26 protein-coding genes are annotated in these 25,914 nt (G+C 60.7%); 7 read left to right on the top strand and 19 right to left on the bottom strand.

Features of this window, described 5'->3' with window-relative positions; genetic code table 11:
• Positions 1-55: 55 nt before the first annotated feature.
• The 9 genes from ACPF9B_RS11905 to ACPF9B_RS11865 form a co-directional block, all read right to left on the bottom strand.
• Positions 56-274, bottom strand: a complete 219-nt coding sequence (locus ACPF9B_RS11905) for a DUF2805 domain-containing protein (protein ID WP_424177623.1) — start codon at positions 272-274, stop codon at positions 56-58.
• Positions 271-663, bottom strand: coding sequence for a DUF4149 domain-containing protein (locus ACPF9B_RS11900; RefSeq protein ID WP_007206660.1), 393 nt, complete (start codon positions 661-663; stop codon positions 271-273). The genes ACPF9B_RS11905 and ACPF9B_RS11900 overlap by 4 nt, the downstream gene beginning before the upstream one ends.
• On the bottom strand, positions 660-1,364 hold the full coding sequence (gene ubiG, locus ACPF9B_RS11895; protein ID WP_007206661.1) for a bifunctional 2-polyprenyl-6-hydroxyphenol methylase/3-demethylubiquinol 3-O-methyltransferase UbiG: 705 nt from the start codon (positions 1,362-1,364) through the stop codon (positions 660-662). Before ubiG ends, ACPF9B_RS11900 begins: the two co-directional genes overlap by 4 nt.
• Positions 1,354-2,169, bottom strand: coding sequence for a methyltransferase family protein (locus tag ACPF9B_RS11890; RefSeq protein ID WP_424177620.1), 816 nt, complete (start codon positions 2,167-2,169; stop codon positions 1,354-1,356). The genes ubiG and ACPF9B_RS11890 overlap by 11 nt, the downstream gene beginning before the upstream one ends.
• Positions 2,159-3,097: an NAD(P)/FAD-dependent oxidoreductase gene (locus tag ACPF9B_RS11885; protein ID WP_424177618.1), complete on the bottom strand. Its 939-nt coding sequence runs from the start codon at positions 3,095-3,097 to the stop codon at positions 2,159-2,161. The genes ACPF9B_RS11890 and ACPF9B_RS11885 overlap by 11 nt, the downstream gene beginning before the upstream one ends.
• Positions 3,087-4,433: an ABC1 kinase family protein gene (locus tag ACPF9B_RS11880; RefSeq protein WP_424177616.1), complete on the bottom strand. Its 1,347-nt coding sequence runs from the start codon at positions 4,431-4,433 to the stop codon at positions 3,087-3,089. Before ACPF9B_RS11880 ends, ACPF9B_RS11885 begins: the two co-directional genes overlap by 11 nt.
• Positions 4,434-4,459: 26 nt before the next feature.
• The gene (locus ACPF9B_RS11875; RefSeq protein ID WP_424177614.1) at positions 4,460-5,887 is read right to left on the bottom strand and encodes a UdgX family uracil-DNA binding protein; all 1,428 of its coding nucleotides are present in this window, start codon (positions 5,885-5,887) and stop codon (positions 4,460-4,462) included.
• Positions 5,884-7,116 (bottom strand): putative DNA modification/repair radical SAM protein, encoded by a 1,233-nt coding sequence (locus ACPF9B_RS11870; protein WP_424177612.1) that lies wholly within the window; start codon positions 7,114-7,116, stop codon positions 5,884-5,886. The genes ACPF9B_RS11875 and ACPF9B_RS11870 overlap by 4 nt, the downstream gene beginning before the upstream one ends.
• Before the next feature lie 67 nt (positions 7,117-7,183).
• The gene (locus tag ACPF9B_RS11865) at positions 7,184-8,086 is read right to left on the bottom strand and encodes a LysR family transcriptional regulator (protein WP_007206667.1); all 903 of its coding nucleotides are present in this window, start codon (positions 8,084-8,086) and stop codon (positions 7,184-7,186) included.
• A 111-nt stretch (positions 8,087-8,197) separates the two neighbouring features.
• Between ACPF9B_RS11865 and ACPF9B_RS11860 the strand changes: the two genes are divergently transcribed.
• The gene (locus ACPF9B_RS11860; RefSeq protein WP_424177609.1) at positions 8,198-9,736 is read left to right on the top strand and encodes a trimethylamine methyltransferase family protein; all 1,539 of its coding nucleotides are present in this window, start codon (positions 8,198-8,200) and stop codon (positions 9,734-9,736) included.
• A gap of 10 nt (positions 9,737-9,746) precedes the next feature.
• Positions 9,747-10,643, top strand: coding sequence for an NAD(P)-dependent oxidoreductase (locus ACPF9B_RS11855; protein ID WP_424177607.1), 897 nt, complete (start codon positions 9,747-9,749; stop codon positions 10,641-10,643).
• Position 10,644: 1 nt separating this feature from the next.
• Here ACPF9B_RS11855 and ACPF9B_RS11850 read toward each other — a convergent pair whose 3' ends face one another.
• The 9 genes from ACPF9B_RS11850 to ACPF9B_RS11810 all read right to left on the bottom strand — a co-directional run bounded on the left by ACPF9B_RS11850 (position 10,645) and on the right by ACPF9B_RS11810 (position 20,405).
• On the bottom strand, positions 10,645-11,424 hold the full coding sequence (locus tag ACPF9B_RS11850) for a hypothetical protein (RefSeq protein WP_424177605.1): 780 nt from the start codon (positions 11,422-11,424) through the stop codon (positions 10,645-10,647).
• Positions 11,425-11,450: 26 nt separating this feature from the next.
• Positions 11,451-11,813 carry a hypothetical protein gene (locus ACPF9B_RS11845; RefSeq protein WP_007206671.1) on the bottom strand — a complete coding sequence of 121 codons (363 nt, stop codon included), beginning with the start codon at positions 11,811-11,813 and terminating at the stop codon, positions 11,451-11,453.
• Positions 11,814-11,889: 76 nt separating this feature from the next.
• The gene (locus tag ACPF9B_RS11840) at positions 11,890-12,729 is read right to left on the bottom strand and encodes a dynamin family protein (protein ID WP_007206672.1); all 840 of its coding nucleotides are present in this window, start codon (positions 12,727-12,729) and stop codon (positions 11,890-11,892) included.
• A complete protein-coding gene (locus tag ACPF9B_RS11835; protein ID WP_424177603.1) occupies positions 12,726-14,813 on the bottom strand; it encodes a dynamin family protein in 2,088 nt (695 codons plus the stop codon). The genes ACPF9B_RS11840 and ACPF9B_RS11835 overlap by 4 nt, the downstream gene beginning before the upstream one ends.
• A 159-nt stretch (positions 14,814-14,972) precedes the next feature.
• Positions 14,973-16,238, bottom strand: coding sequence for a hypothetical protein (locus ACPF9B_RS11830; RefSeq protein ID WP_424177601.1), 1,266 nt, complete (start codon positions 16,236-16,238; stop codon positions 14,973-14,975).
• Positions 16,238-17,188 carry a PP2C family protein-serine/threonine phosphatase gene (locus ACPF9B_RS11825; protein ID WP_424177599.1) on the bottom strand — a complete coding sequence of 317 codons (951 nt, stop codon included), beginning with the start codon at positions 17,186-17,188 and terminating at the stop codon, positions 16,238-16,240. The genes ACPF9B_RS11830 and ACPF9B_RS11825 overlap by 1 nt, the downstream gene beginning before the upstream one ends.
• Positions 17,172-18,008: an FHA domain-containing protein gene (locus ACPF9B_RS11820; protein ID WP_424177597.1), complete on the bottom strand. Its 837-nt coding sequence runs from the start codon at positions 18,006-18,008 to the stop codon at positions 17,172-17,174. The genes ACPF9B_RS11825 and ACPF9B_RS11820 overlap by 17 nt, the downstream gene beginning before the upstream one ends.
• 55 nt (positions 18,009-18,063) lie before the next feature.
• Positions 18,064-20,115: a protein kinase domain-containing protein gene (locus tag ACPF9B_RS11815; protein WP_424177595.1), complete on the bottom strand. Its 2,052-nt coding sequence runs from the start codon at positions 20,113-20,115 to the stop codon at positions 18,064-18,066.
• A complete protein-coding gene (locus ACPF9B_RS11810; protein WP_424177593.1) occupies positions 20,100-20,405 on the bottom strand; it encodes a hypothetical protein in 306 nt (101 codons plus the stop codon). Before ACPF9B_RS11810 ends, ACPF9B_RS11815 begins: the two co-directional genes overlap by 16 nt.
• A 155-nt stretch (positions 20,406-20,560) precedes the next feature.
• Between ACPF9B_RS11810 and ACPF9B_RS11805 the strand changes: the two genes are divergently transcribed.
• Positions 20,561-21,532, top strand: a complete 972-nt coding sequence (locus tag ACPF9B_RS11805) for a type I glyceraldehyde-3-phosphate dehydrogenase (protein WP_040482988.1) — start codon at positions 20,561-20,563, stop codon at positions 21,530-21,532.
• A 1-nt stretch (position 21,533) separates the two neighbouring features.
• Here ACPF9B_RS11805 and ACPF9B_RS11800 read toward each other — a convergent pair whose 3' ends face one another.
• The gene (locus tag ACPF9B_RS11800; RefSeq protein ID WP_424177590.1) at positions 21,534-22,106 is read right to left on the bottom strand and encodes a thermonuclease family protein; all 573 of its coding nucleotides are present in this window, start codon (positions 22,104-22,106) and stop codon (positions 21,534-21,536) included.
• Positions 22,107-22,295: 189 nt separating this feature from the next.
• Here ACPF9B_RS11800 and ACPF9B_RS11795 point away from each other — a divergent pair, with 189 nt between their 5' ends.
• The 4 genes from ACPF9B_RS11795 (at position 22,296) to ACPF9B_RS11780 (ending at position 25,757) form a co-directional block, all read left to right on the top strand.
• On the top strand, positions 22,296-23,219 hold the full coding sequence (locus ACPF9B_RS11795) for an ABC transporter ATP-binding protein (protein ID WP_424177588.1): 924 nt from the start codon (positions 22,296-22,298) through the stop codon (positions 23,217-23,219).
• Positions 23,219-23,980 (top strand): ABC transporter permease, encoded by a 762-nt coding sequence (locus ACPF9B_RS11790; RefSeq protein ID WP_424177586.1) that lies wholly within the window; start codon positions 23,219-23,221, stop codon positions 23,978-23,980. Before ACPF9B_RS11795 ends, ACPF9B_RS11790 begins: the two co-directional genes overlap by 1 nt.
• Before the next feature lie 48 nt (positions 23,981-24,028).
• Complete coding sequence (locus ACPF9B_RS11785; protein WP_007206681.1) at positions 24,029-24,820, top strand: S49 family peptidase; 792 nt, start codon at positions 24,029-24,031, stop codon at positions 24,818-24,820.
• A gap of 205 nt (positions 24,821-25,025) precedes the next feature.
• A complete protein-coding gene (locus ACPF9B_RS11780; protein ID WP_424180423.1) occupies positions 25,026-25,757 on the top strand; it encodes an SDR family oxidoreductase in 732 nt (243 codons plus the stop codon).
• The last annotated feature ends 157 nt before the right edge of the window (positions 25,758-25,914 follow it).

Genomic DNA, 25,914 nt, shown 5'->3' with positions numbered 1-25,914 from the left:
GGCAAACTTGGCTGACTGGCGCGATCAACCCGGTTTTGCGCCTTGCTTGGGCGGTTTATTTGTGATTCGCCCGCCTGTCACCGAATTGGCGCACGCGCTTGCGCCACGCACGATAGCTGCCGGGCGCAAGTTCGCTGCGCATCAGCGCCTTGACCTGATCAGGCGACAGACCGTGCAGATCGCGGATCTGGGCGAAACTGGTGTGATCGCTCAGCGCCATTTCGATGATCTCGCTGATCGTGGCGGGATCCAGATCGGCGGGTGTCCCGGTCATGCGAACCGCGCCAGTACGATGCCCGCCAGCACGATATGCGCCAGCGTCACTGCCACGCTGAACCCGTGCAGAGCCTTGAAGCGGCCCTTTGCGCCGGTGTCGGTGGCTGTGTTGATTGCAGGCATCAGGATTTGTCGCGCAGGCACCGTTGTCACAGCGATCAATGCCAGCAGTGCGGCACCGGTTTGGTCGTGCCAGACCAGAAATAACGCAGCCAGCGTCGCTGATCCGATGACAAACAGATAAAAATGCGGAAACGCCTGCCGCAATGCGGCACTTGCCACAGGGCCGGGCAGGGCGGAAAATACAAAGGCAGCAAAGCCGAAGGAATAGAGCACCATGCCGCCGAACAGCAGCGCGGTGGCAAGGATCGCAAGGGTCAGGGTCATGTCGTCTCCGGTTTGTGGGCATGGCCCATGTAAAGGATCGCCGTCAGCGGCAAGGGCCCAAAGGTCAGGTCCAGCCGCCGGTTCACGCCGCGCGGTCCCAATCCGGTAAACCGCGAAGGCACCAGCCCTGCCGTCCCCATCGCGGTGCGCAATTCAGCGGGCTTGATGAACATTGCCGGATCATGCGTGCCGCGCGGCAGCAGGCGCAGGATATCCTCGGCCACGGTGATCGTGGCCAGTCGCGCCAATGGGTTGCGATTGATCGTGTCGAACAAAAACAGCCCGCCGGGGCGCAGCACGCGCGCGACCTCAAACATCACTTTTTGCAGGTCGGTGACGTGTTCCAGCACATCGACGCAGACCACCGCATCAAAACCGGCGGCGTCATAGGGCAGCGCCTCGCCCACGCCCACGTCATAGGCGATGCGCAATCCTTCGGTCTGCGCATGCTGGCGCGCGGCGGTGATCGCATCACTGGCGGGGTCGATGCCGGTGACCTGCGCGCCGCGTTTGGCCAAAGCCTCGGCCATGAAACCACCCGCACAGCCCAGATCCAGAACGTCCTTGCCCTGCCAGTCGATCAGGGTGTCGAAATGTTTCAACCGGCCGGGGACAAGGTTTTTCAGCGTCCTCACCCAGCGGATATCATCCGACCACCATTTGTCGGCATAGGTGTCATAGATCGTCAGATCATTGCGCATGGGGTTTGTCCTTTTTCAATCGCGGTAGCGCATAGGGCACATCCGCCTTGTAGCGCGCAAAGTCCGCGCCATAGCGGCGCGCGAAGCGCCGTTCCTTCATCCGCGGGGCCAGCAGGCAATAGGCGGTATAGCTGGCCGCCAGCACCAGTTGATCGGGCGTCCAGACCGGCACGGTCCACAGCGTCAGTGCGAAAGCCACATAGATCGGCTGGCGGATCAGCGCGAACAGGCCCCGCGTCGGCATGTCGGGAAACACCGGCCTGATCCGCGCCATCAGCGACATCCAGCCCAAGGCACCCGATTGCACCTCGGCACCTGCATCAAAGCTGGCTTTGATCAGCACCAGCCAGCTGGCGGCATAGGCGGCGCTGATCGCCCAGAAAGCCGCCCCATCGGCGCGCCACCAGATGATCCCAGATGGTGTCCAAAGCGCGAAAAGCGCCAGCAATTGCGCCGAGGCGATGATCGCATAGGTCGTTGTCGCCACCGTCGCGCCATGTGGTCCGGGGATCAGCCGGACAAGCCATTTGCTGCCACGTGCTGACAGAAATAACGAATGCGCCAGCGGGAATTGCGCGATCAGCGCGGCATTGGCCAGTGCGGCCCAAGGCCAGGGCACGGTGCCGAAGCTGGCGCTCAAGCCAAAGAACATGGCTGCAATCATCGCCAGCACGGCGGCGGCAAAGGTCGCGTGACAGATCAGGCCCAGTGTCAACGCGAATGCGATCCGTCCTGCCCCGGCGGGCGGGCGCAAGGCCGCACGGATCAAGACGATCAGCCGGGCGATGCGCGGATCAGCTAGCATGGTGCGCCAACATATCGTCAGCGATTGATGTGCCACTGGTCCAGGCATCCTCGACCTTTGGCCCAAGGCACCAGTCGCCGCCCAGATAGAGCGTTGCGGTATCATCGCGCAGAAAAGGCGCGCCGAAGGCCTGCGTCACCTGCCCATAGCGCCACCGATGCGCGGCAGCATAGCGGACCTGCGTCATATGCGCGCCCAGCCGGTCCAGCAGCAAAGGCAGCAGCAGATCGGCGAGAGCCTCCTTGTCCAGTTCCAAATGGGTTTCGCTAAAGGCGGTGCTGGCCTGCGCCACCCAGGCCAACGACCCCTGCGGGCGGTCAGGCTTGGTGCTGTCCTGCGCGATCCACGCCAGATCGGCGCTTGCGTCGCGCGCGGTTACAAAGGGCGCAGGCCCGTCGATCGCTGCCATCAGCGTCAGGTTTGGCGCATAGGCGACATCCGTCAGCCCTGTGACTAAGGGGTGATCCGCGCCGATGATGCCCGCCACTTGCGGGGTGGGGACGGTGCAGATCACACGCGATGCGGGCAGCACCTCATCCTCCAGATGCACCCGCCAGCCTTCGCCATCACGCGACAGCCCTGTGACGAGCGCCTCTTGCCGCACGCTCAGCCCTGCGCCGATCCCCTTGGCCAGCGCCGACATGCCGGGCGTGCCGACAAGCCCCGTCTGCCATGCGCCGACATGCCCGCTTGCGGCGAGTTCGCCCAGCACGGCCGCAAAACCCGCATCCTTGGCGCTGACATATTGCGCGCCATGGTCGAAATGCAGGCCCATTGCCCGCCGTGTCGCCACACGCCCGCCGATGCCGCGACCCTTGTCCAGCACCAGCACGGCGCGTCCGGCATCCGCCAGCCTGCGCGCGGCGGTCAGTCCGGTGATGCCAGCGCCGATCACGATCACGGTGGCGGTGTCTGGTTTATGCGTCATCGGTCAGGGGTCCTGTGCGGTAGTTTTCCAGAAGCGCGCGCAGATTGACCCGCGCGCGCAGTTTGGTGGCAAGCAGATACATGCCGCCGATCTTGCGGTGCAAAAATAGCGTCTCGGCGGGGGGCACGTGCATCAGGTCGCGGTCATTGCCGATGACCATGCCCATATCGCGGAGCCGTTCCAACAGATCGGTCGTGCCGAAATCGAACGGCGCATCCTGCCGCAAAGGCACCATCGCGGTGTCGAACATCGCTTTGATGAGGTCCTGATGCTGCGGCGGCGTGGCCGTGCCGAAATAGCCGATATCCAGCATCGCCTGCCTGATCGCCTCGCTGTCATCATCCAGCCCCGCGTTCATCAGGTTGCGGAACGCGCCCTGTTGCGCAGGATTGATCCCGCGCACCGCCCCGAAATCCAGCAGGACGATCCGGCCTGTTTCGCGGTCCAAGCGGTAATTGGCAAGGTTGGGGTCGGTCTGCATCGCGCCAAAGGTGAAGAGTTCGCGCAACACCAGATTGATCAGATCGCGTGCGGCGCGGTCGCGGATATCCTGCGGCGCATCCACCAGTACATCGATGGGATCAGCCGCGATATAGGTCATGGCCAGCACCGCATCAGTGCTGAAATCCGCCTGCACCTGTGGGACCATGAAAGCCTCCGACCCTGCCAACAGGTCGCCAAAACGGCGCAAATGCGCGGCTTCGGCGCTGTAATCGGCCTCTTCGTGCAATTGCTGTTTCGCGGCGGCCAGCAGCGGGGCGATATCCATGCCGCGCGGCAACAGGCCGGGCAGGCGCATCAGCCCTGCGATATTGTCCACATCGCTGTCGATACTGGCGCGCACGCCCGGATATTGCACTTTGATCGCCAGATCGCGGCCATCATGCGTCGTGGCGCGATGCACCTGCCCGATGGAGGCGGCGGCAAAGGGGCGCACGTCGAAGGCGACAAAACGCTTGCGCCAGCCTTCTCCCCATTGCGTGTTCAGTGCGCCTTGGAGCTGCTTGGGTGGCATGTGGCGGGCATCATCGCGCAACCGCGCCAAGATCGCGGTCAGCTCGGGTGACAACACGACACCCGTGTCCATCGACAGCATCTGCCCCATCTTCAGCGCGGCACCGCGCATCTGTGACAGCCCATCTGTCAGCCGCAGCGCATTGGCGGGCGTCAGCAACAGATCGGCCATGCCGGGGCGCTGCCCGCTGGCCAGACGCCGCAAACCGCCTGATGCGACACCGCCCGCGATCCCCGCAGCGATCCCGCCCATACGCAAAAGGCGGTTCGCGCGGCCTGTCGGGACGGGCGTGCCGCGTAATCTGTCATCTGGTCGGGTCACTTGGCACCTTTGGTCTGCATCACGTGCTAAGTGGCGCGGCGCGCCGCTTCGTAAAGGGCGGCTGTCAGATCGGCGCGTGCTGTGGCCTGTGCCGCTGCGTCTGTCAGGCGCAGGATATAGGATGGATGCCATGTCACCAGCACCGGGCCGTTGTGCAGGCCCTGTTCGATCCTGCCCTGCCGGTCAGCCATCGGGGCGGCATTGCCCGTCAGCGCATAGGCCGCCGTTGCACCCAGTGCGACCGTCAGTTTCGGTTGCACAAACCCCAGTTCCAGCCCCAACCACCAGCGGCAATGGTCGATTTCGGCGCGGTCAGGCGATTGGTGCATGCGCCTTTTTCCGCGTGCGGTAAATTTGAAATGCTTGACCGCATTGGTCAGCCAGGTGGCAGCGGGATCAACCCCCGCCGCAGCCATCGCCTGCTGCAAGACCTGCCCCGCAGGGCCGACAAAGGGCTTGCCTTCCAAATCTTCGCGGTCACCTGGTTGTTCGCCCACGATCATCAGCGCGGCATCCGGCGCACCTGTCCCCCAGACCGTCTGCGTCGCCTTTTCGCAAAGAGTGCAGCGGCGGCATTGCAGGGCGGCCTCGCGCGCCTGATCCAAGCTATCGGGTAAATCCACCGCCTGCGGCATCGCGGCACGGTAGCGGGTGGAAACCGCCGCCGCACCGGGGCGCGCAGGGGTGCTGCCAGCCGCGCGCATCCGCTGCACGCGGGCTTCGGCGTCTTTCAGCATCGCGGGGATCAGCGCGGTTTCGGGCAGGTTTTTCCAGTATTTCTTGGGCATCTCGGATCGCATCGCATCCAGCTTGATCCGTGCGGGGTTAAAGATATTGGCGAAATAAGTGGCCCAAAGGGATTCGGACGCATCATCGGGTAGATCGGGGCGGGCGGCGGCGGGGCCAAACCGTAACTGACCGCCTTCGAAATACGCGGTCAGGTCCGGCGTGGCGATCATCCAGTCCATATCGGCAAACCGTTTGGCAAAGAACGGCACACCGGGTTCCAAGGTATGGTGTTCAGGTTCGAACCACGCCGCGAAACGGCGGCGGGCGCTGTCGCCGGGCAATTCGCGGAACCGCACGAAAGCATGCATCTTGTGAATGTCGCGGCGCACGTTTTTGGCCAATAGTTGCAACCGCCGCCCGAGCGGATCGGCGGACGACAAAGGATCGCCATCGCGCCGGTCGATCCGCCACAACGCCTGATAAAGCAACGCCGCACGGTCGGGCGATTTGTGCCAGATCGCGGATTTCGCCATGTCGAAGAATGCGGCAGGCACCTTGGCCTGATGCGGCCCTTGCTGGTCGGGCAGGGGGCTAGCTGCAAACAATCCGCCACCCCCCGACCAGTCGATCAGATCGGGCGTGATCCGGTGCGAAATGGCGATCCGTGCCGCATTGCGCCATGCGTCCAGCGGGCCAAGATCAGGCAGTGTGACGGCATAGGTCAAATCAGCTGCAATTGTTGGGGCGGTGGCGCAAACCGCGCGCGCAAATCCACGCTGTCGGTCATTGCAGCAGGCGTCCAGCCGGGCATGGTGACGAACGCCTTGGCCTTTTTCATCAGCGCACCCATGCGCACCAGATCTTCGTAGCGCAAGGCGCCATTGCGCCGTGCCGCGATGATCCGGTCCACGATCCGCGTGCCGAAACCCGGCACACGCAGCAGCATATCGCGGCTGGCACGGTTCACATCGACCGGAAACTGCGCGCGGTGCTGAAGCGCCCAAGCCAGTTTGGGGTCCAGTTCCAGATCAAGATGGCCGGCGTTGGTGCCTGTCGCAATCTCCTGTGCGGTGAAACCGTAGAACCGCAGCAGCCAATCTGCCTGATACAGCCGATGTTCGCGCACCAAAGGCGGCTGCACCAGCGGCAGCATGACAGACGCATCGGGGATCGGGGAGAAGGCGGAATAATAGACCCGCCGCAGTTTATAGCCGGAATAAAGCCGCGTCGCGCTGTTCAGGATCGTCACGTCATCGGTGCCGTCCGCGCCGACGATCATCTGCGTGCTTTGGCCTGCAGGCGCAAACTTTGGCGGGCGTTTGCCGGTGTGGGATTTGTCCTTGGCGGCCTCGCCTTCCAGCCGCACCTGCGCCATGCTGGCGCGTATGGTTTCGGGGCGCTTTTCGGGGGCGAATTTACGCAAGGATGCATCCTGCGGCAGTTCCACGTTGATCGACAGACGATCCGCGTAAAGCCCCGCCTCCTTAATCAGTTCCGGCGCTGCATCGGGGATGGTTTTCAGATGGATATAGCCGCGAAAGCCATGATCCACCCGCAGGCTTTTCGCGATCCGCGCCATATCACCCATCGTCTGGTCTGGCGATTTGATGATGCCCGAGGATAAAAACAGCCCTTCGATGTAATTGCGCCGATAGAATTCCAACGTCAGGGTCACGACCTCTTCGACAGAAAACCTTGCCCGTTCCACGTTCGAGGACACGCGGTTGATGCAATAGGCGCAGTCGAAAATGCAAAAATTCGTCATCAGGATTTTGAGCAGCGATATGCAGCGCCCGTCCGGCGTATAGGCATGGCAAATGCCTGCCCCGCCCGATGACCCCAGCCCACCCTTGCGCGAATCCCGCCTTTCACCCCCAGACGAGGCACAGGAGGCGTCATATTTCGCGGCATCCGACAGAATCGCGAGCTTGTCTTGCAGGGTCATTTTTACCATGATCCCATATTAATGTTCTTCTTTTGTTCGTCAATGCGTCGCGCGTTGCAAGGGCGATCTGCCGCAGTCAGTGCGCGCTGCCGCGCGTCATCCGCAACGACCGGCCTGCGGTCGTTGGCGCTGATGATCCGAAATGGCCGTCCACTATCCGCACCATCCGGCGATAGGCTGCACGGTGCCGGTTGCGCAGGGTGACACCGGCAAAAACCGGCTGGGTGATGACCGGCGCATCCGTGACCAGATGGCATTGGCCTGCGGCGATCAGCGCTTGGGCAGAGGGGGCCAGCACATAGGCGCTGCCTTCGAGTGATGTGACCAAATCAACCATCGCCGCATTCTGCCCGATGGATAGCGATACATTGGTCAGGTCGGGCAGCAGGGCCGCATGGCTTTGTGCAAAGGCGGGGGCATAATTTGCAAGGATATAGCTGTCGGCGCGCACCTCGGTCAGGCGGGTGGCATGGGTGGAAACCATCAGGTAAGGCACCTCTCCCAAGGTCTGGAAATACAGATCGGGGTGGATTTTCGGGGTGTAAAGCACCGCCACATCCTGTGCGCCCGTCACCAGATCGGCGCACATTTGCGCGGAATAATCGGCCTCGAAGAAAAACACCGTATCGGGCAAAGCGGCGCGGAATTGCCCGATCAGCGCGCTGATCGCCATGCCGACAAGGTCGTGCTGCAACCCGATCCGCATCGTCACCCCCGCGATCCCGCTGTCGCGCGTGGCATTCAGCGCGGTGATCCAGCTGTGCCGCAGGCTGCGGGCATGGGGTTCGAACCGCAGACCTTCGGTGGTCAGCGCGGTGCCTGCGCGTGAACGGGTGAACAGCGGCCGGCCTATCGCCTTTTCCAGCGCCTTGATCCGGCCAGAGATTGTGGATTGCGTCACGCCCAACCGCTCGGCTGTCTGGTTGAAGCTGCGGGTTTCGCACAGATCAAGGAAGGCTTCGATCAATTCTATCTGCATGGAAATTACTCTGCCCTAATCGGTGATACCGATCAATAACAACCGAAATGCCTGATTGCCAGATTCGTGGTTTGCGCGCAGGATCGCGGCATATCCGTTGTGGAGTTGCCCATGTCTGACACGATCCAACTGAAATCCCGCAGCGGTGGCCGCGCCGCGCGGGTCGCCTTGCGCAGCGCACCCTTGGCCGAGGACAAGCGCCCGGTGCGTGCGGGTATGCCGGGTGGCCGGCTCAAGGTTCTGACCGATGCCGAGGTGCTGCGCATCCATCACGCAGCCCTTGATGCGCTGGAACAGATCGGCCTGTCCCAAGCCCCGCAATCGGGGATCGAGATCATGACCCGCGCCGGTGCAATCCTTGGTGATGACGGGCGGCTGCGGTTTCCGCGTGCCTTGGTCGAAGATATGCTGGCTAAGGCCGCGCGCGATATCACCCTGTTCGGCCGCGACCCGAAACACGACCTGCACCTATCCGGCACCAACGTGCATTTCGGCACGGCGGGGGCGGCGGTGCATATCGTGGACCTTGCGACCAACACCTACCGTGACAGCACGGCGCAAGACCTGTTCGATGCCGCACGGATCACCCACAACCTTGAGAATGTGCATTTCTTTCAGCGGGCGATGGTCTGCCGCGATGTTCTTGATAACCTCGAGATGGATCTGAACACGATCTATGCCTGCTGTTCGGGCACCACCAAACATGTCGGCACGTCCTTCAGCGACCCGTCGCATGTGGCCCCCGGTTTTGACATGATCCACCGCATCGCAGGGGGCGAGGCGGCATGGCGCGCGCGGCCATTCATTTCCAATTCCAATTGCTTTGTCGTCCCGCCGATGAAATTCGCCGAGGAAAGCTGCATGGCGATGGAAAGCTGCATTCGCGGCGGCATGCCCGTGCTGTTGCTATCGGCAGGGCAGGCGGGGGCGACGGCACCGGCACCTATCGCGCTGGCCATCGTGCAGGCGGTGGCGGAATGTCTGGCGGGTGTTGTCTATGTCAATGCCATGGCACCGGGGCATCCGGCGATTTTCGGCACATGGCCGTTTGTGTCGGACCTGCGCACGGGGGCAATGTCGGGCGGATCAGCCGAACAGGCGCTGCTGACGGCGGGCTGCGCGCAAATGCATCATTTCTATGGCCTGCCGGGGGGGGCCGCGGCGGGGATTTCCGACAGCAAGCTGCCCGACATGCAGGCGGGTTGGGAACAGGGGATCACCAATGTCCTCGCGGGCCTGTCGGGGCTGAACATGGTTTACGAGGCCGTGGGGATGCATGCCTCCCTGCTCGGGTTCTGTCTGGAATCGCTGGTATTGGGCGATGATATTCTGGGGCAGGTCATGCGCTGCGTGCGCGGGATCGACGTGACCGAGGACAGCACCTCGATCGAGGCGATGAAGGCCGTCTGCCTTGATGGCGCGGGCCATTACCTTGGGTCTGACCAGACGCTGCAACTGATGCAGACGGAGTATATTTATCCCGTTCTTGGCAACCGGATGAGCCCCAAGGAATGGGTCGAGGCGGACCGGCCCATGCTGCTGGACAAGGCGATTGCGCGCAAGAATACCATTCTGGCCAAGGCGGGGCGGCAGATCGACGTGGATGTCGACGCCGCAATCCGTGCGGATTACCGCATTTATTTCGAATAAGGGGCGCGCGATGCATTACGGCTATATCGGGCTGGGCAATCTGGGCGGGCATTGCGCGGCCAGTCTGCTGCGTGCGGGCATGGAGCTGACCGTCACCGATCTGAACCGGTCTGCTGGCGATGCGGTCTGCGCCGCCGGTGCGCATTGGGCCGACACGCCAGAGGCGGTGGCGGCATCGGTTGACCATGTCATCACCTGCCTGCCGTCGCCTGCCGTCACGGCACAGGTGCTGGCGCGCATCTTGCCCGTGATGAAACCCGGCGCGCATTGGATCGAAATGTCCACGCTTGGCCGCGACGATGTGCTGGCCTTTGCGCAACAGGCGGCGGCAGCGGGCGTGCGGATGATGGAACTGCCCGTCACCGGCGGCGTGCATCTGGCGGCGCAAGGCCAGATCACCATGCTGGCGGGGGGCGACAAGGATATGTTCGACCTGCATCTGCCCGCGCTGCAAGCCATCGGCAATCAGGTGTTCCACATGGGGCCGCTTGGGTCTGCGTCGATCATCAAGGTCATCACCAATATGCTGGCCTTTATCCATCTCAAGGCCTGCGGCGAGGCGCTGATGCTGGCCAAACGTGGCGGGCTTGATCTTGGGCAGGCGTGGCATGCGATCAAGGCGTCGTCGGGCAATTCCTTTGTGCATGAAACCGAAGGGGCGCTGGTCTTGAACGGGTCCTATGACATCGCGTTCAACATTGATCTGGCGTTGAAGGATCTGGGGTTCGCGCTGGATTTCGGGCGCGAATTCGGCGTGCCGCTGGATCTGGCAGGGGCGACGGAACAGACCTATGTCGCCGCGCGCGCGGCCTATGGCGGCGATGCGCAATCCCCGATGATCGTAAAGCTGCTCGAAGATTTGTTGCAGACCGATCTGCGCGCGCCGGGGTTTCCCGCGCGGCTGTGACCTAATGCGTGATCCTGTGCCACGATGTCAGGATGGTGCTGATCGCGGCAGATTCATAGGCGAACACGCTGGCCTCGTCGCCTGTCATCGCGATGGCCACGGCGCGCCCGTCATCCAACCCACCATCCAGACAAACCAAAAGCGGGCCGTCCTGATGCGTAAAGATCGCCTGTTGCCGTTTGCGGAACGCCATGAACTGGTCGCGCCAGATCGGGTCCAGCTTGGTGGTATCGCCCTGCGTGCCGGTGGTCACCCCGGCGGTTGCGTGGATGAAAGCGGTAATCATCGGGCTATTGCCCGCCAGAAACTGCGCCATCCGTGATTGTCCGGTGCCATGGTCAACCACCTGCCAAAGACCCGCAAGGCTGGCTGCGGGAATACCCGCCTCGGAGGGGTTGCCCGGCGGTTCGGCGGGGTGCGAGCGCACGGTGACCTGCTGTGCATCCTTGCACAAGCCCGCCAAAAACACGCCAAGCGTCTTTGTCGTGGCGATATCGTCTTGCGCCAATACGCGGCCTGTCAGGGCCGTGGCCGCTGGCGCGACACCGCCAATATCTATCAACCCGCGCAGGCGGCGACCTGCCACAGCCATGCGCAGGACAGCGCCGTCGATGTCGCATACTAGCGTCCGCGCCAGCACGGTAGCGTCGATTTCCGTGATGATCGCCGTCAGGGGCGCAGGCAATCCGGCCCGCGACAGGACGCGCGCGCCACCGACGAACACGCTGTCAGTGGCGGCCAATGCCATCAGTCTGGTGACAAGCAGGCTGTGGTCAGTCACGGATGGGGGGCTCTTGCAGGTGGACATCATACGTCATGGCTGATCGTTTCCAGACAGGCGCGCGCATCCTGAAGAAAGAAGTCGATGGCGGTATCGTGGGCGCAGACGCAGCATAATACATCATGGGGTTCGTGCGCAGAGCGCAGATAGATCCGCAGATGATCGCGCGTTGCAACAAACACTGTCCTGGCAGCGCCGTCGCCGATTGCAGGCTCGCGGTCTGTGCCAAAGGCCAGCGCGGCCTCGGCACACAGCGAATCCAGCCCTTCGCGGCGGAATGTCGTTTTGGCATTGGTGATCAGGACCATCTGCGTGGACAAATCCGCAAAGGCGAGCGTTTCGCAGCCCGGATGTCTGTCGTGCAATCTGTCCAGCGCCTCGGCGACCATTGGTTCTGTCCATTGCTTTTGCCAAGGCCCTGATTAGGGCGATTTCCAAAGACGGGAAAGACCCGCCGCGAGGCGTTTACGAAGATGCGCGGACCTGATCGTCCGTTTCAGATGCGCGAATTTGCGGTGTGTCGTGCATCCGCTGCACGCGGCGCGGCATGATCGTTGCGCGCACGGGGTCTGGGATCGCGGTGCCATTGGCGATATTGTAAAGCGGCCGGTCGGTGCGTGCCGCGACCTTGGTCAGGTTTTCGATCATGTCGATCAGATGGGTGACAAAAGGGCCTGCACCGCTTGCGTTCCATTTGTCGTAATCATCGCCCGCCTGCAACGCCTGCACCAAAGAGATCGGGAAACTGGCCGCGAACTGCCCGTCCGTTTCAAGTCGTACCCGCTGCAACACGCGGCGACGGTCCTTATCGCTGATCAGCTTGTCATAGCGGGTGATCAGCAGGATGGAAAAATCACGCAGGGCATCGGGCATCATTGCCCAGACAGCAGCCTCTGACTGACGCCAAGCCTGGGTTGCATGGGTGCACCAGATCACGGCGTCCACCTCGGGCAGCATCCGTTCCCAGACTTCGGACGACATATTGGGGTCGGAAATTCCCGGAAAATCGATCAGATCGCAAAGGTCCAGAATATCGCATTCCATGAACAGCCGGATCACATGGGTTTGTGCGACCGGTATCGATTCAAGCCGGTCCAGCGACACCGGTTCGGTGCTGCCGTCCACCAGTACGCGGTAAGCTGGCGTGTGGCCATAAGACATCCACACCGGCGCAAGACGTGTCGCCGTTACCTTTTCCGGCAGCGGGCGCGCGCCCAACAACAGGTTGGACAAGGTGCTTTTGCCCGCGCTGAATTCACCCATCAGTGCGATCCGGGGTTTGCGGGGCAGGTGTGCGTCGGTCATTGGTCGGGTCCTTGCGGCGCGGCATGTGTCTGCGCGGTCAGTTCGTCGATGATATAGTCGAATATTTCAGCGCGTTCCTGCTGCGCGGTGATCCCGAAAATATCCTTCAGATCATCAAGGTGAAGGCTGGATTTTTCGCTGATGTCGGTCAGCAGGGCGCGCTGTTCGTCCAGAAATTCGCGCAATTCGCGTTCGGCCATGGCGCGGATGTCCATGGTCTGGCGATCCTTGAGTTCTGCGATAATGGGGGCGGTTTCCGCCTCGATCAGGTCATAGAATCCACTGGCAAAGGCGCGATAGCCTTTGCGCCGCTTCCACCAGCCTTTCCACCACGACGTCTGCAGATCAAGCGCGATGGTCTGACCCAGCGTGACAGGGGCGGGAATGTCGGGGGCGGCAGGTGGCGTGATCTTGAAGTTTTCAACAGCCACCCCGAACGCCGCGCGATAGGTTTCCGACAGATCATCAGAGGCTGCGGCAAACACTTGGTCACAGGCCATTGTCGCGTTGCGCCGCATCACCTGATAGCTGGTGCGCAGCAATATCCGCAGCCCATCGGGGCTATATTGCCAGACCTCGTCTTCGCCCCTGCTTTCAAGATGTTGTAGCAAGGATTCAAGCGCACGGTCCAAAAACCGTCGATGCGATTGGTCGACCCGCGATCCAAACTGCTGGAACACGCTGTCCAGGCGGTCATTGAGCTGGTTGATCTGCGTCTGAGCGATCCTGTCCAGGCGCTGGACCAGCTGGCTATGCGGCATCACTGTGACCGTGTCACCCTCCAGACGCATCGACACGATGGACGATGACGCCCGCACGCCGCCAATAAGATTCAGCGCCCGTTTGCGCGCCGCGGTCAGGACTTCTGCACCCGGTCCGTCGGTGATGCGGTCAGATATCGCGCCGAACAATGCGGGCAAACCGGACAGATGCCAGACCAGTTCCTTGGTCCCCATGTCCGCCGTCTGCGCGCTGAGCGAGGCCTCGGCCCAGTTGAACATTGCTTCGGCGCTATCCGCGACGATGGCGTCCAGATTATCCCCCAATGCGATATTTGCCCAATAGGCGCTGCCAAAAATCAACTCAGGCGTTTCGGGGCCGTTATTGTCGATCAGCGTCTGCAAAATGCTGTCGCGGATTTCGGGGACCTGTTCGGCGGGATTGGCCAACTCGTCGATCCGGTTGACGAAAATCACGACCTCTCGGGATTTGACGTTCGAAATCAGACGGATCAGCCCCATGTCCATGGAACTCAGCGCCTGATGCGCCGATAGCACGACCACGCAGATGCGGCTGTCGCGCAATGCGTTGATGGTGATCTGTTCGCGCATCATGAAGGTGTCGTTCACGCCCGGCGTATCGCGCAGGCATAGCGGCATCGGGATTGTTGCGGCGGTCAGATAAATGTCGGCAGATTTGGTGATATCGGCAAAACGACCCTGTTGGCCTGATGCGTCAAGATCGTCAAAGTCATCGCCCATACAGACATAACGCTGCACCAAGTCGTCATTCAGTTCGGCGTAATTATGTTTTTGACCCAACAAAAGTTCGAATTTGCGACCAAGGCGGCGCTTGGTCTTGTCGCGCATTTCGGCGATTTGCAGGCGGATTTTCTCCATCTCTTCGTCGGCACCGGCCCGCGCGGATAATTCGCCGATGCGTCCGCCATTCTCGATCAGATGATCCCATTCGTCCTTGTTGAAAAACTGGAAGGTCGCGGTCGGCGCATCCGCGGGCAAAGCCGCGTTCAGGTGCAGCGACGTGACCACCGATGTCCAGGGGTTCACGTCCGCAGGCAGCAGATCAGGGCGGCCGACCATCGCATTCACCAGCGATGTCTTGCCGGCTTTGATCTGGCCGATCATCGTGATGCTGGGCTCGAATGAGCGCAATTGTTTGATCAGCTTTGCAGATTTCTTTTCACTATCCTGACCACCCAGTTTGACGACATCTTGCAATGTCGCCTCCAGGTCGGCGATTTCGGCATGAAACAGGTCCAGCTTTTCCAGACCCAAACGCATGAATGGGTGATGTGCTGCCGGGACTTTGTAGCCGCCCACTTTTGCCAGCTCTTCCATCTTCATTCGGTTCCGTCCTTGGTAACGCGGTTCTTGCACCTTTTGCGGGAGTGCGCCCCAGCCCAAAATCACGCGGCAAAGCGTGTTTTATTACTGTTATGGAAACAAAATCACACCGCTTAACTATGACGGCACCGGCGCCGGTCATTCAACATCTTGTACCGCTCAAGCTGCAAGATGATCCTGCAGCTCGCGCTTTACCTGCAACAACAGGCTGACGGCTTCGATCACGGCACTGTCGCGCCGTTCCATCTGCATAAGCTGCGCAAGGTCCGCCGCATCAAGAACGGTTGCACGCAGATTCTGCAGCAACGGGTCACTATCGCTGTCGTTGCAGGATAAGTAATTGCACAACCATAGCAATTGTTCAACGGTCTGCGCCATAACCTTGGCGTGCATATCTTGGTCGCCTGATTGTGCCAGCTGCAACAGCGCCACACCTTGTTGAGCGATATGGTCGTGCGCAGTCTGATAGGCGGCTATGCCTGCCGAAGTCGGGGGTGGGGCAGGTCGGGTGGCGGCCTGTTTTGGTGGTCGCGCTTTGCCCAAATCGTGCCGTGCGGGCGCCACTTGTGGTGCGATCACTGGCGCAGGCGTGGGTGCTGCGGCTGCTTCGGAGTGCTGGGCCAGCAGCATGTCGGCGGCGTCCACGGCTGATTGCTTGCCAGATGCGACCTGTTTCAGGACGGCGGTGATCAGGGCCAACCCGCCACTGGCGCGCATCTTGTCCTTGTCGACTGACCCGTCAGCCCTGCGCGCGGCGATGGCGTCCTGTGTTGCGATGGCAAGGATCTGGTTGAAATCGTCGCGCGCCAAAGCGTTCGCCCGCGCCAGAACGCCGTCAAGCTGCCCGTTCGCACGTAAAATGTCGGCCTTGGTGATCATCAGAAACCCGTGATCCTTGATCAGGTCGGGCATCTGCGCCCAGACCCGCTGGTCATGCGCATCAAACGACTGGCTGCACCACAAAACCACATCGGTCCGCTTGGCAGCCCATAGGCTGGCGCGTTGCAGTGCTGCGGCATCATCGGGCGCGACGACTTCGAGCAGCGAAATTTTTCCCAGCGCAGGCAGGGGCAATTGCATTTCGACAAAGACGGGGGCAAGTGCCGTGATCCGGCGCAGGTCATCGCTGTTGACCGTGGTCTTGGTCCCGTCCGCTAAGGTGCGGATGATGCAAGGTGCTGCGCCATAGGTCAGTTCCAGCGTTGGCAGGCGCAGGTCGGTCGGCACCACATCAGTTCCGACCAGCAGGTTAAGCAACAATGATTTGCCGGTTTGCGGCTGGCCCAAAAGACCAAGGCGGACAGGTTTCGTGATCCGCGCCAGCAGCGTTTCGGCGCGGGCCTGAACCTGCGCGGGCAAACGCCCCGATGCCATCGCCCGCGTCAGGTCTTGCTGCACGCGGGTGAACGGTGATTGCGTAGACATCAACTGCCTCTGGCCGCGAATTTTGCGGGTGGCGCGGTGTCATCAACGGCGGCTGTCGCTGCGGCTATGCCTGCTGCTATGTCCACGACGCGGGTCGTGGTGGGCGTGGGCGCATCCACATGGCCCGCAGGCTTGGGGCGCACGGCACGGATCACCGGCTTGTTGTGGTTCAGCTTGATCACCGAAAAGGTGCAATTGTCCTGATCGGGATCGGCCAGTGCTTCGATGGCTTCCAAAAGATAGCCTGCAATTTCGGCCGCTTTCTTGCGGCGGTATTTATGCAGGATGCGCTGGATCTGTGCATCTTCAAGATATTGCAGCCCGTCGCTGGACACCACAATGATATCACCCACATCCAGCCTGAAAGGCGTCTTGGGGCAGTCCGATTTGGCAACGCGGTCGCCAAGGATTACCGAGGTCAGGCAATTGCGATCTGGATGGTTCTTGCCCACCGCCGGATCAAGAAGACCTGATTGCACCATGAAATCAATCTGAGGTGCCAAAGAATGATCTTCGTTCAGCTGCCGCAACTGGCCATTGCGGAAATGATACAGCGGGGAATCCCCGATCGACATCCAGAACATGCGATCTTCGACAATGACAATCGACACCAGCGTGGCACCCATGCCGCGTGTTTCGGGGTGCTGGGTCACATGGTCGCGCATGACATCATTGGCGTTCACCGCCGCTGCTGTCAGGTATTGCGGGATCTCGGTTTCGAAATCGGAAAAATACGCGCTTTGGAATTTCAGCTCGCTGAATACCTCGGTCACGACGATCTTGCTGGCGACGTCACCGGCAGCATGACCACCCATGCCATCGGCTAGCACTACGACACCGCTGTCTGCGCCAAAGGGGAAATCTGTGACGATGGCGTCTTCCTGATAATCGCGGCCGCCCTGACAGATCGCCGAAGCAACGTCAAAGCGCGGTTCAGGCGATCGCCACATCGTCGCCCTCCTCGGTTGCGCCATCCGCCCAGTTAAAGGATCTGTCGCAAAGCGCCACGAACCGCAGCACGGTTTCCCCGATGCGGATCACATCACCGGTTTTGATCGTTTCGTTGCTGATCACGGGTTTGTCGTTCAGCCGCACGATGTTCGACTTGCCGCCGTGGCCGAGCAGGAATTCCTTGCCGTCGGTGTCATAGACGATGGCGGCATGGTTGCTGCGCGAAATCGCAGTATCCCCGAAATCAAGCTGGATGGCTTGGTCGTCGCCGCGTCCTATTGGGTTCATCCCCGCCATCAACGCAAAGCTTTCGCCGCGCCCGGGGCCTGCGGCGACAACAATCCAGCCCACAGGAAACTTGGCGCGCTGGGTTGCCACAACCTTTGGCGCATCGTTGAACAGATCGACAACAGACCCATCGGATTTGTCAAACCCGATCAGCCGTGTCTTGGTCCGGCGCGACCGTGCGGGCGACCGGGCCGCCGCCGCCGAGGCCAGCGCAGGCGACGGTTTTGGCAAAACGGGGGCCGTGTCCGGCAGCGCGGTTGATCCGTCGTCGTTGTCCATGTCCCAGATGTTGACCGCAGGTGCCTGCACAGATGGTGCATCTGCGGGCCGCGTCTTGGCGTTGACGTTGGTGAGCATGGCATTCACTTCTGGTGACAATTCATCGCCGCGCAGGCGCGGATCGATGGGGTCATGCTGGGTTTCTTCGATCTTTTCTTCGGGGGCTGCCGCAGTCTCTGCCGCAGTCTCTGCCGCAGTCTCGGCCTCGGCCTGTGCCTGTTTTTTGCCAATAAGATCACGAATAAATTTCATGGTTCAGACCTTTCCAATTGCCAATGCACGCCCCATCTGGGAAAGCTTCCTGCCCTCATTCCGCGGCATCGGCATAGTCGAGCGATGCCACCCACATGCTGCCACCACGTTGCACTGCGAACATGAGACGGTTTGTCCCGTTTGCGATTTCGCGGTCCAGTATCGCGATCAAAGCGTCGCGCGTGTCGAGCGTTTCCGCTGTCGGGATGTAGGATGTGACGATGTCACCTTCCTGTAACCCGCTGCGCAAAGCTGAGGGCACGTTTGTCGCCACCGTCTGCCACGTCTGATCGGTAAACCGCGTCTCAAAGATAACGCCGTTGGATAGAAACACACTCTGCACGACAGGCAGGCGCAACTGGCGCGCGATCCGTTCCTCGGTCGTGGGGTTCATTGTGCCGAAGGTCACGTCCAGATTGCCTGTTGCGCCCAACGGATCGTTGCCTGCGCGCAAGATGGCAGGAATGTCGCTGATCGCGTTCACATCCACGCCGTTCACATCGGTGATGACCAGTCCAGCTTGCGCCCAAACAGGTGCGCCCGGTGCGACCGCCGCGATGATGTTTGACGCGCCATCTGCCCCTGCAAAGGGGATAGCGACGGTCCAGCTGACCGTGACGGGGGGTGGCGAAACCTCGTTGCCTGGCACGATGGCCGCGATATCCACGACAGGGCCGGTGCCAACGGCATCAACCGTGTCGGGGGTATCGGGCAAGGTGACGGCGGCGATACCCGTTTCGGCTGCGGGGCGTTGGTCTGTGATCTCTGGCAAGGTGGCTGTTACATCTGGTTCCGGCACAGGCTGGGGCATGTCTGCGGGCACGGAAAGCGGCTCTGCCGCTGCGATGTCGGCGTCAGGCAGGACCGGCGTCGTTTCGGCGGAATCATCGCGCACAGGTGCCGCTGGGTCATCGCTGATCGTCGCGATCTGGGTATCCGCGGCAGGTCTGCTGGTTATTTGGGGCGCGCTGACCGGCGCCGTGACAGAGGCTGTAGCAGCGGTTGGTGCTGTGACAGGATCTGCACTTGGGCTGTTCAAGAAGACGCCAGCCGCCACCAACAGCGTGGCAACCGCCACGGACCCTAACAGCAGCGGCATTTTCGACTTTGGCTTGTTTGCCTGTGGCGCGCCGGTTTTCGTTTGCGGCACCCCGATCTTGAGAGGTGTCACATTGTCCTGCGCGCTGTCCATCATGTCGAGCCAGGCTTTGGCCGATTGCAAACGGTCCTTTGGTAAAATCTCGAGCGCCTTGTCGATCGCGGCAAGGAAAGGCGCGTCATAGCCCGTGATGCGCCCGGCCAGTTTGGTATAAGGGTCCGGATCGCCCGAGGCGATTGCGGCAAGTCGGGCTTGGGAATTGGGCGGGACATCCTTTGCGATCAGATGATGGAATGTCGCTGCAAGAGCATAAAGATCACTGCTTGGCCCTTGATCGGACCCTGCGATATAAAATTCCTGCGGTGAATAGCCGTCCTTGACCACACGCAGGGCAGACAGCACGCGGCTTTGCTTGGTGGCTTCTTCGCGGGCGGCCCCGAAATCAATCAGCACCGGATGCATGTCTTTGCCGATCAGGATGTTGTCGGGCGAAATATCGCGGTGCAAGATGCCTTGGTCATGGATGAAGCCAACGGCATCCAGCATATCTTTCAGCATCGCCTTGATCTGGGCGGGGGTCAGGCCGTGTTTGGGGTCTTCGATCGTATCAAGCAGATCGCGCCCTTCGACGAAATCAAGCGCCATATAGGCCGTGTCATTGTCTTCGAACACCTGATGCACCCCGACGATATTGGGGTGGCTTAACTTGGCCAGGCTGCGCGCCTCTTGCACGAACAGGCGGACGATGGATTTCAGCTCGTTTTGATGCGCGCGTGAACGGGCCTGCACGATATAACGGCTGCGCCGACAGAACGCGCCGGGAAAACATTCCTTGATCACGATCTTGCGGTCCAGACTGTCCCGCGCCAGATAGGTGATCCCGAAACCGCCCGCATTCAGAAAGCTATCAATGACATATTGCCCGTGCAGCAGCTTGGTGCCGGGCTTCAGCTCGTCGACAAAGCTGTCCTTGTCATCTGCATTGTCGTGCATCAGCGGTTTCGCCATTGTGATTTCCAGCCTTCGAAACGCAACGGCAGGACGCCGCGCGCCTGCCTGCGGTATGTGGTCTCATTCAATTTGGGCCAAAAAGTGACGTTAACTTGTTGTTTGGTTGCCCGTAATCCTGTCGTTTCGACCGGATTGTTCAGGGAATTCGAAACAGTATCGGCGCTATTTCCGGTGAAAAGCGGCGCTTTTACGGGAAACAGCAGCTTTTGGCACTCGGTCCCTGCCTTTGGCGGAAAGTGACGAGTATTGCAGTATCTGCCGCAAATTTGTGCATCATTTCTTGCCAAGCACCGCTGCCGTGCTGCGTGATTAGAATGGTGTCGGGCCGATTCCGTATAGCACCACGCGCCATCCGCATGATTCTACCCCAGATCGCAGGGCTATCGCGGCTTGTGGACCGATGCACAAAGATGCAGCATCCGATGAAAGGTCGGAGGCTTGCATGACAAAGGTTTTCATCAACGGGTTTGGCCGGATCGGGCGGACGCTGCTGCGCGCGCATGCATTGGGATATGGTCCCGCAGTGGATATCGTCGGTATCAACGACATGGCGCAAAGTGATCTTTGCGCCCATCTGTTCGCCTATGACAGCGTTTTTGGTCCCTTTCCCGGGCAGGCGGAATTGCGCGGTGATCGTCTTGTCATCAACGGCAAGGCGATCCCGATCTATCAGACCGACAATGTTGCATCGTTGGATCTGGCGAATGTCGATGTACTGCTGGAATGCACCGGCAAGGCCGACACCCGCCCCGTGGCCGAGGCGGGTTTGCGTGCGGGCGCGTCCCGCGTTCTGATCTCTGGCCCATCGGCAGCGGCGGATATCACGATCGTGCTGGGGGCAAATGATCATCTGCTGGCGCATCAACCTATCGTGTCGAACGCATCCTGCACCACCAACGCGCTGGCGCCGCTGGTGCGGCTGATCGACGATCATTGGGGGCTGAAAACCGGCTGGATGACGACGATCCACTGCTACACCGGCAGCCAGCCCACGATTGATGCGCCGCGCGGGGATTTCCTGCGTAGCCGTGCGGCTGGCCTGTCGATGGTGCCGACAACGACATCTGCACAGCGTCTTTTGGGCGATGTCCTGCCGCAGATTGCGGGCCGGATCGAGGCGGCGGCGGTGCGGGTGCCTGTCGCGTCCGTCTCTGCCATCGACCTTGCGGTCGTGGTGCGCGATACGCCCGACCGCGCTGGCTTGCACGATCTGTTGCGCGCCCAGACCGGCGTGATCGGCCATACCGACAAGCTGCTGGTGTCATCGGATCTGCGCGCGCGGCCCGAAAGCCTGATCGTTTCCCTGCCGGAAACCCGCGTCACCCAAGGCGGGATGCTCCGTGTTTTCGGTTGGTACGACAATGAATGGGGTTTTTCCTGCCGGATGCTGGATATGGCCGCGCGGATGGGGTGATCTAATGCTGTCGTGCACCGAAACCTAGCAGGCGTTGGCGTGCGTCTTCGGGTTCGAGATGCCGGTATTTGCCACCGGAAAACACGTCCCAATCCAATGCCTCGCCCCGCCTGACCATCTCTGCGCCGATGTCGGTCCCGTCCGGCAGGTAGCATGTGCCGACAAGCCTGTCATACGATCTTTCGCCATTTAGCTTGGCGGTTACGACCTGCCCTTTGCAAATGTTTACCAGCGCCCATTTCGCCTTTTTGCCCCATGGCCGGTCGAGTTCTGGCGCGTCAATGCCCGAGATGCGGATCTTGATGCGGCTGATTGCGATTGTATCGCCATCAATGACATAAGCTCGGCCCACCAACTCACCGCTTTCAGGAAAGTCAGGGACCGGGTAGTCGGGCTTGTCGTCCTTCAGCCGCGGTTCAGACTGCTGCGCTTTAGTTCGCCACGATTGTTCGACGTGTCGGGTAAGCGGGGGAATGCGGCGGGATCCTGTCGCCCACGGGCTGGCGATGCGACGTCGCCTCCTGACTCCGAAGCCTTTTTTGACACCAAACACTTGGAGTAGAAAACGCAACATACTGAAGCTCACTCGTATCGACGACTGAATGTTAACCGAACATTGGTGTCTGCAAAGCACTTTCTGCGGCTTGTTTCTTATTCGTGTGCGATCCGGCCCAATGCTGTCTCGGATCAGCGCACGGTACTGGGTCTTTTACTTCGGACTGTGCGGGTCTAGGTAGCCAGCAACCAACACAAAGGCTGTCCCATGACCGCAATCGTTTCCGTCAAGAACCTTCGCAAATCCTATGCTGGCGGGTTCGAGGCGTTAAAATCCGTCAATCTGGAGATCGCAGAAGGCGAGATCCTTGCCCTGCTTGGCCCCAATGGCGCGGGCAAGACCACGCTGATTTCCACGATCTGCGGGATCACGTCGCCCACATCGGGGACTGTGACAGTGGGTGGCCATGACACCCAGAAAGATTACCGCGCCGCGCGCGCCATGATCGGGCTGGTGCCACAGGAAATCAGCCTTGAACCGTTCGAGACGGTCAGAGCCTCGGTCCAGTTTTCGCGCGGCTTGTTCGGCAAACCCCGCGATGATGGCAAGGTGGATGAAATCCTTGCCCAATTGTCGCTGGACGACAAGAAGGACAGAAAGATCATGACGCTGTCCGGCGGCATGAAACGCCGCGTGCTGATCGCCAAGGCGCTGGCGCATGAACCGCGCGTCTTGTTTCTGGACGAACCCAGCGCGGGCGTCGATGTCGAATTGCGCAAGGACATGTGGGCAGTCGTCGCGGGGCTGAAAGCATCTGGCGTGACCATCATCCTGACCACGCATTATATCGAAGAGGCCGAAGCGATCGCCGACCGTGTCGGCATCATCGCCAAAGGTGAAATCCTGCTGATTCAGGACAAGGCCGAATTGATGGCGCAGATGGGCAAGAAACAGCTGCGCATCGATCTGGCGGCACCCACAGCCGAGATTCCCGCCGCGCTGGCCAAATACGCCCTGCACCGCGCACCCGACGGGCAAAGCCTGACCTATACCTATGATACCAAGGGGCCGCGCACCGGCATCACCACCTTGTTGAATGATCTGCAAGACGCTGGTTTGCAGATGAAAGATTTGCAGACGCAACAAAGCAGCCTCGAAGACATCTTTGTCGGTCTGGTAAAGGAAGAATGATGAACCTCAACGCAGTCAAGACGATCTATGTGCATGAAATGCGCCGGTTCCAGCGCACGATCATGCAATCGCTGGTGTCGCCGGTGCTGTCCACCTCGCTGTATTTTGTGGTCTTTGGTGCGGCCATCGGCAGCCGGATCGATCAGGTCGAAGGTGTCAGCTATGGCGCCTTTATCGTGCCGGGGCTGATCATGCTGTCGGTGATGACGCAGGCCACATCCAACGCCAGTTTCGGCATCTATTTCCCCAAATTCACCGGCACGATCTATGAATTGCTGTCAGCCCCCGTCAGTTTTCTGGAAATCGTGGCGGGCTATGTGGGGGCGGCGGCAACCAAGGCGCTCTTCATCGGGATCATCATCCTGCTGACGGCGTTTTTCTTTATCGACATCCAGATCGCGCATCCGTTTGCGATGCTGGCGCTGCTGGTGCTGACCTGCATCAGCTTTTCTTTGCTGGGCTTTATCATCGGCATTTGGGCGGGCAACTTTGAACAATTGCAGCTGATCCCGTTGTTGGTGATCACGCCTTTGGTGTTTCTGGGTGGATCGTTTTATTCGATCACCATGTTGCCGCCGGTCTGGCAGGCGATCACCCTGTTCAATCCGGTGGTGTACCTGATCAGCGGGTTTCGGTGGTCGTTCTTTGGCGTGGCGGATGTCAGCATCGGCATGTCTATGCTGGCGATCACCGTGTTCACCACGGGCTGTCTTGCCTTCATCTGGTGGATTTTCCGCACCGGTTGGCGCATTCGGCAGTGACCATCTGTGGACCTTGCGGGGGGCGGGGATCGGTTTAAGTATATGGGCATGAAATATATCCCCTTTACCAAGTCCGCCCCGTTCGTCGCCGTGATCCGCTTGCAAGGCGCGATCAGCAATTCCGGCCGTGGGCTGGACGACCCCGGCCTTGCGCCGGTAATCGAAAAAGCATTCAGCAAGGGCAAGCCTGCCGCTGTCGCGCTGGAAATCAACTGTCCGGGCGGGTCGCCCGTGCAATCATCCTTGATTGCATCGCGCATCCGGCGGCTGGCGGATGAAAAGAAAATCCCCGTTTTTGCCTTTGTCGAGGACGTGGCAGCCTCTGGCGGGTATTGGCTGGCCTGCGCCGCGGACGAGATTTTCATCGACGCATGTTCGATCACCGGGTCCATCGGCGTCATCAGCGCGGGTTTCGGCGCGCATGAGGCGATTGACCGCTATGGGATCGAACGGCGGGTGCATACGGCGGGCAAATCGAAAAGCCTGCTGGACCCGTTCAAACCGCAGAACCCCGCCGATGTCAAAAAGCTCAAAGGCTGGTTGGACGATCTGCACGCCACCTTCATCGCCTATGTGAAATCACGGCGCGGTCTGAAACTGTCCGACGATCCCGACCTGTTCACCGGCGAGGTGTATATCGGCCAGAAAGGTATCGACGCGGGGCTGGTGGATGGTATCGGCCATCTGGCCCCCGTTATGAAAGCGCGCTTTGGCGATAAGGTAAAGTTCCGCCGCTATGGCCAGCGCAAACCGCTGCTCGCGCGGTTCGGGGCGCAGATCGTCGATGATTCCATCGCGGTGATCGAGGAACGTGCGGCCTATGCGCGGTTCGGCCTATGATCGTCAAATCGGTTTTCCTGTTTCTGGCCTTTATGGTTGTGCTGGGCATTTTCGGCAAATGGCGGTTTCCCGGGCAAAAGACGCTTGCGGCGGCGAAATGCCCTAAATGCCGGCGGTTCCGTATCGGCAAGGGACCATGCGTATGTGAAAAGGGCAGGCCGTGAAAGCATTGGTAACAGGCGCAGGCGCGCGGCTCGGGCAGGCGATGGCGATCTATCTGGGGCAGCGCGGCTATGACGTGGCGGTGCATTATGCGGGGTCGCAGGCGGGCGCGCAGGATACTGTCGCGCAATTGCACGCGCTGGGGCGGCAGGCCGTGGCGCTGCAGGCCGATCTGCTGGATGAAGATGCGACCGCCGCATTGGTGGGCCGCGCGCGTGATGCGCTGGGCGGGCCTTTGACCTGTCTGGTCAACAATGCATCAATCTTTGAGCATGACACGATCCATTCCGCCACCAAGACCAGCTGGGACCGGCACATCGGGTCGAACCTGCGCGCACCTTTCGTGCTGACCCAATGCTTTGCGGCCCAGGCGCCCAAGGCGCAGACCGATGCCATGGGCGAACCTTTGGCGCAGGCTTTGGTTGTGAACATGATCGACCAGCGCGTGCAAAAACTGACCCCTGAATTCATGACCTATACCATCGCCAAGATGGGTCTGTGGGCGATGACGCGGACCACGGCGCAGGCGCTGGCCCCTGATGTGCGGGTCAATGCCATCGGTCCGGGGCCGACCTTGCAAGGCGCGCGGCAATCGGCAGAGCATTTCACGCGTCAGCGTGCGGCGACAGTTTTGCAACGTGGCGCCAGCCCTGCAGAGATTTGCGCAGCCTTGGGATATTTCCTTGATGCGCCGGGCGTGACAGGGCAAATGCTGGCCGTTGATGGGGGCCAGCATCTGGCCTGGCAGACCCCTGATGTGCTGGGCGTCGAGTAGGGCGCGCCAAAAGTTACACACCGGCATTGTCTACGTTCACGAAAAAGTCACAATTTGCCATTTTTTCAATGCGTTAAGGGATGGTTCATAAAAATTTCCAATAAAAACAAAGCCTTGAAAAATTGCCTAATTTTTAAGCAAAGCGACGAAGTGGGCT

The sequence above is a fragment of the Yoonia sp. TsM2_T14_4 genome (assembly GCF_049602355.1).
In the GTDB taxonomy this organism is placed as follows: Bacteria; Pseudomonadota; Alphaproteobacteria; order Rhodobacterales; family Rhodobacteraceae; genus Yoonia; species Yoonia vestfoldensis_A.
Note: the sequence above shows the minus strand (reverse complement) of the source record. Positions and strands in the feature narration are given on the sequence as shown.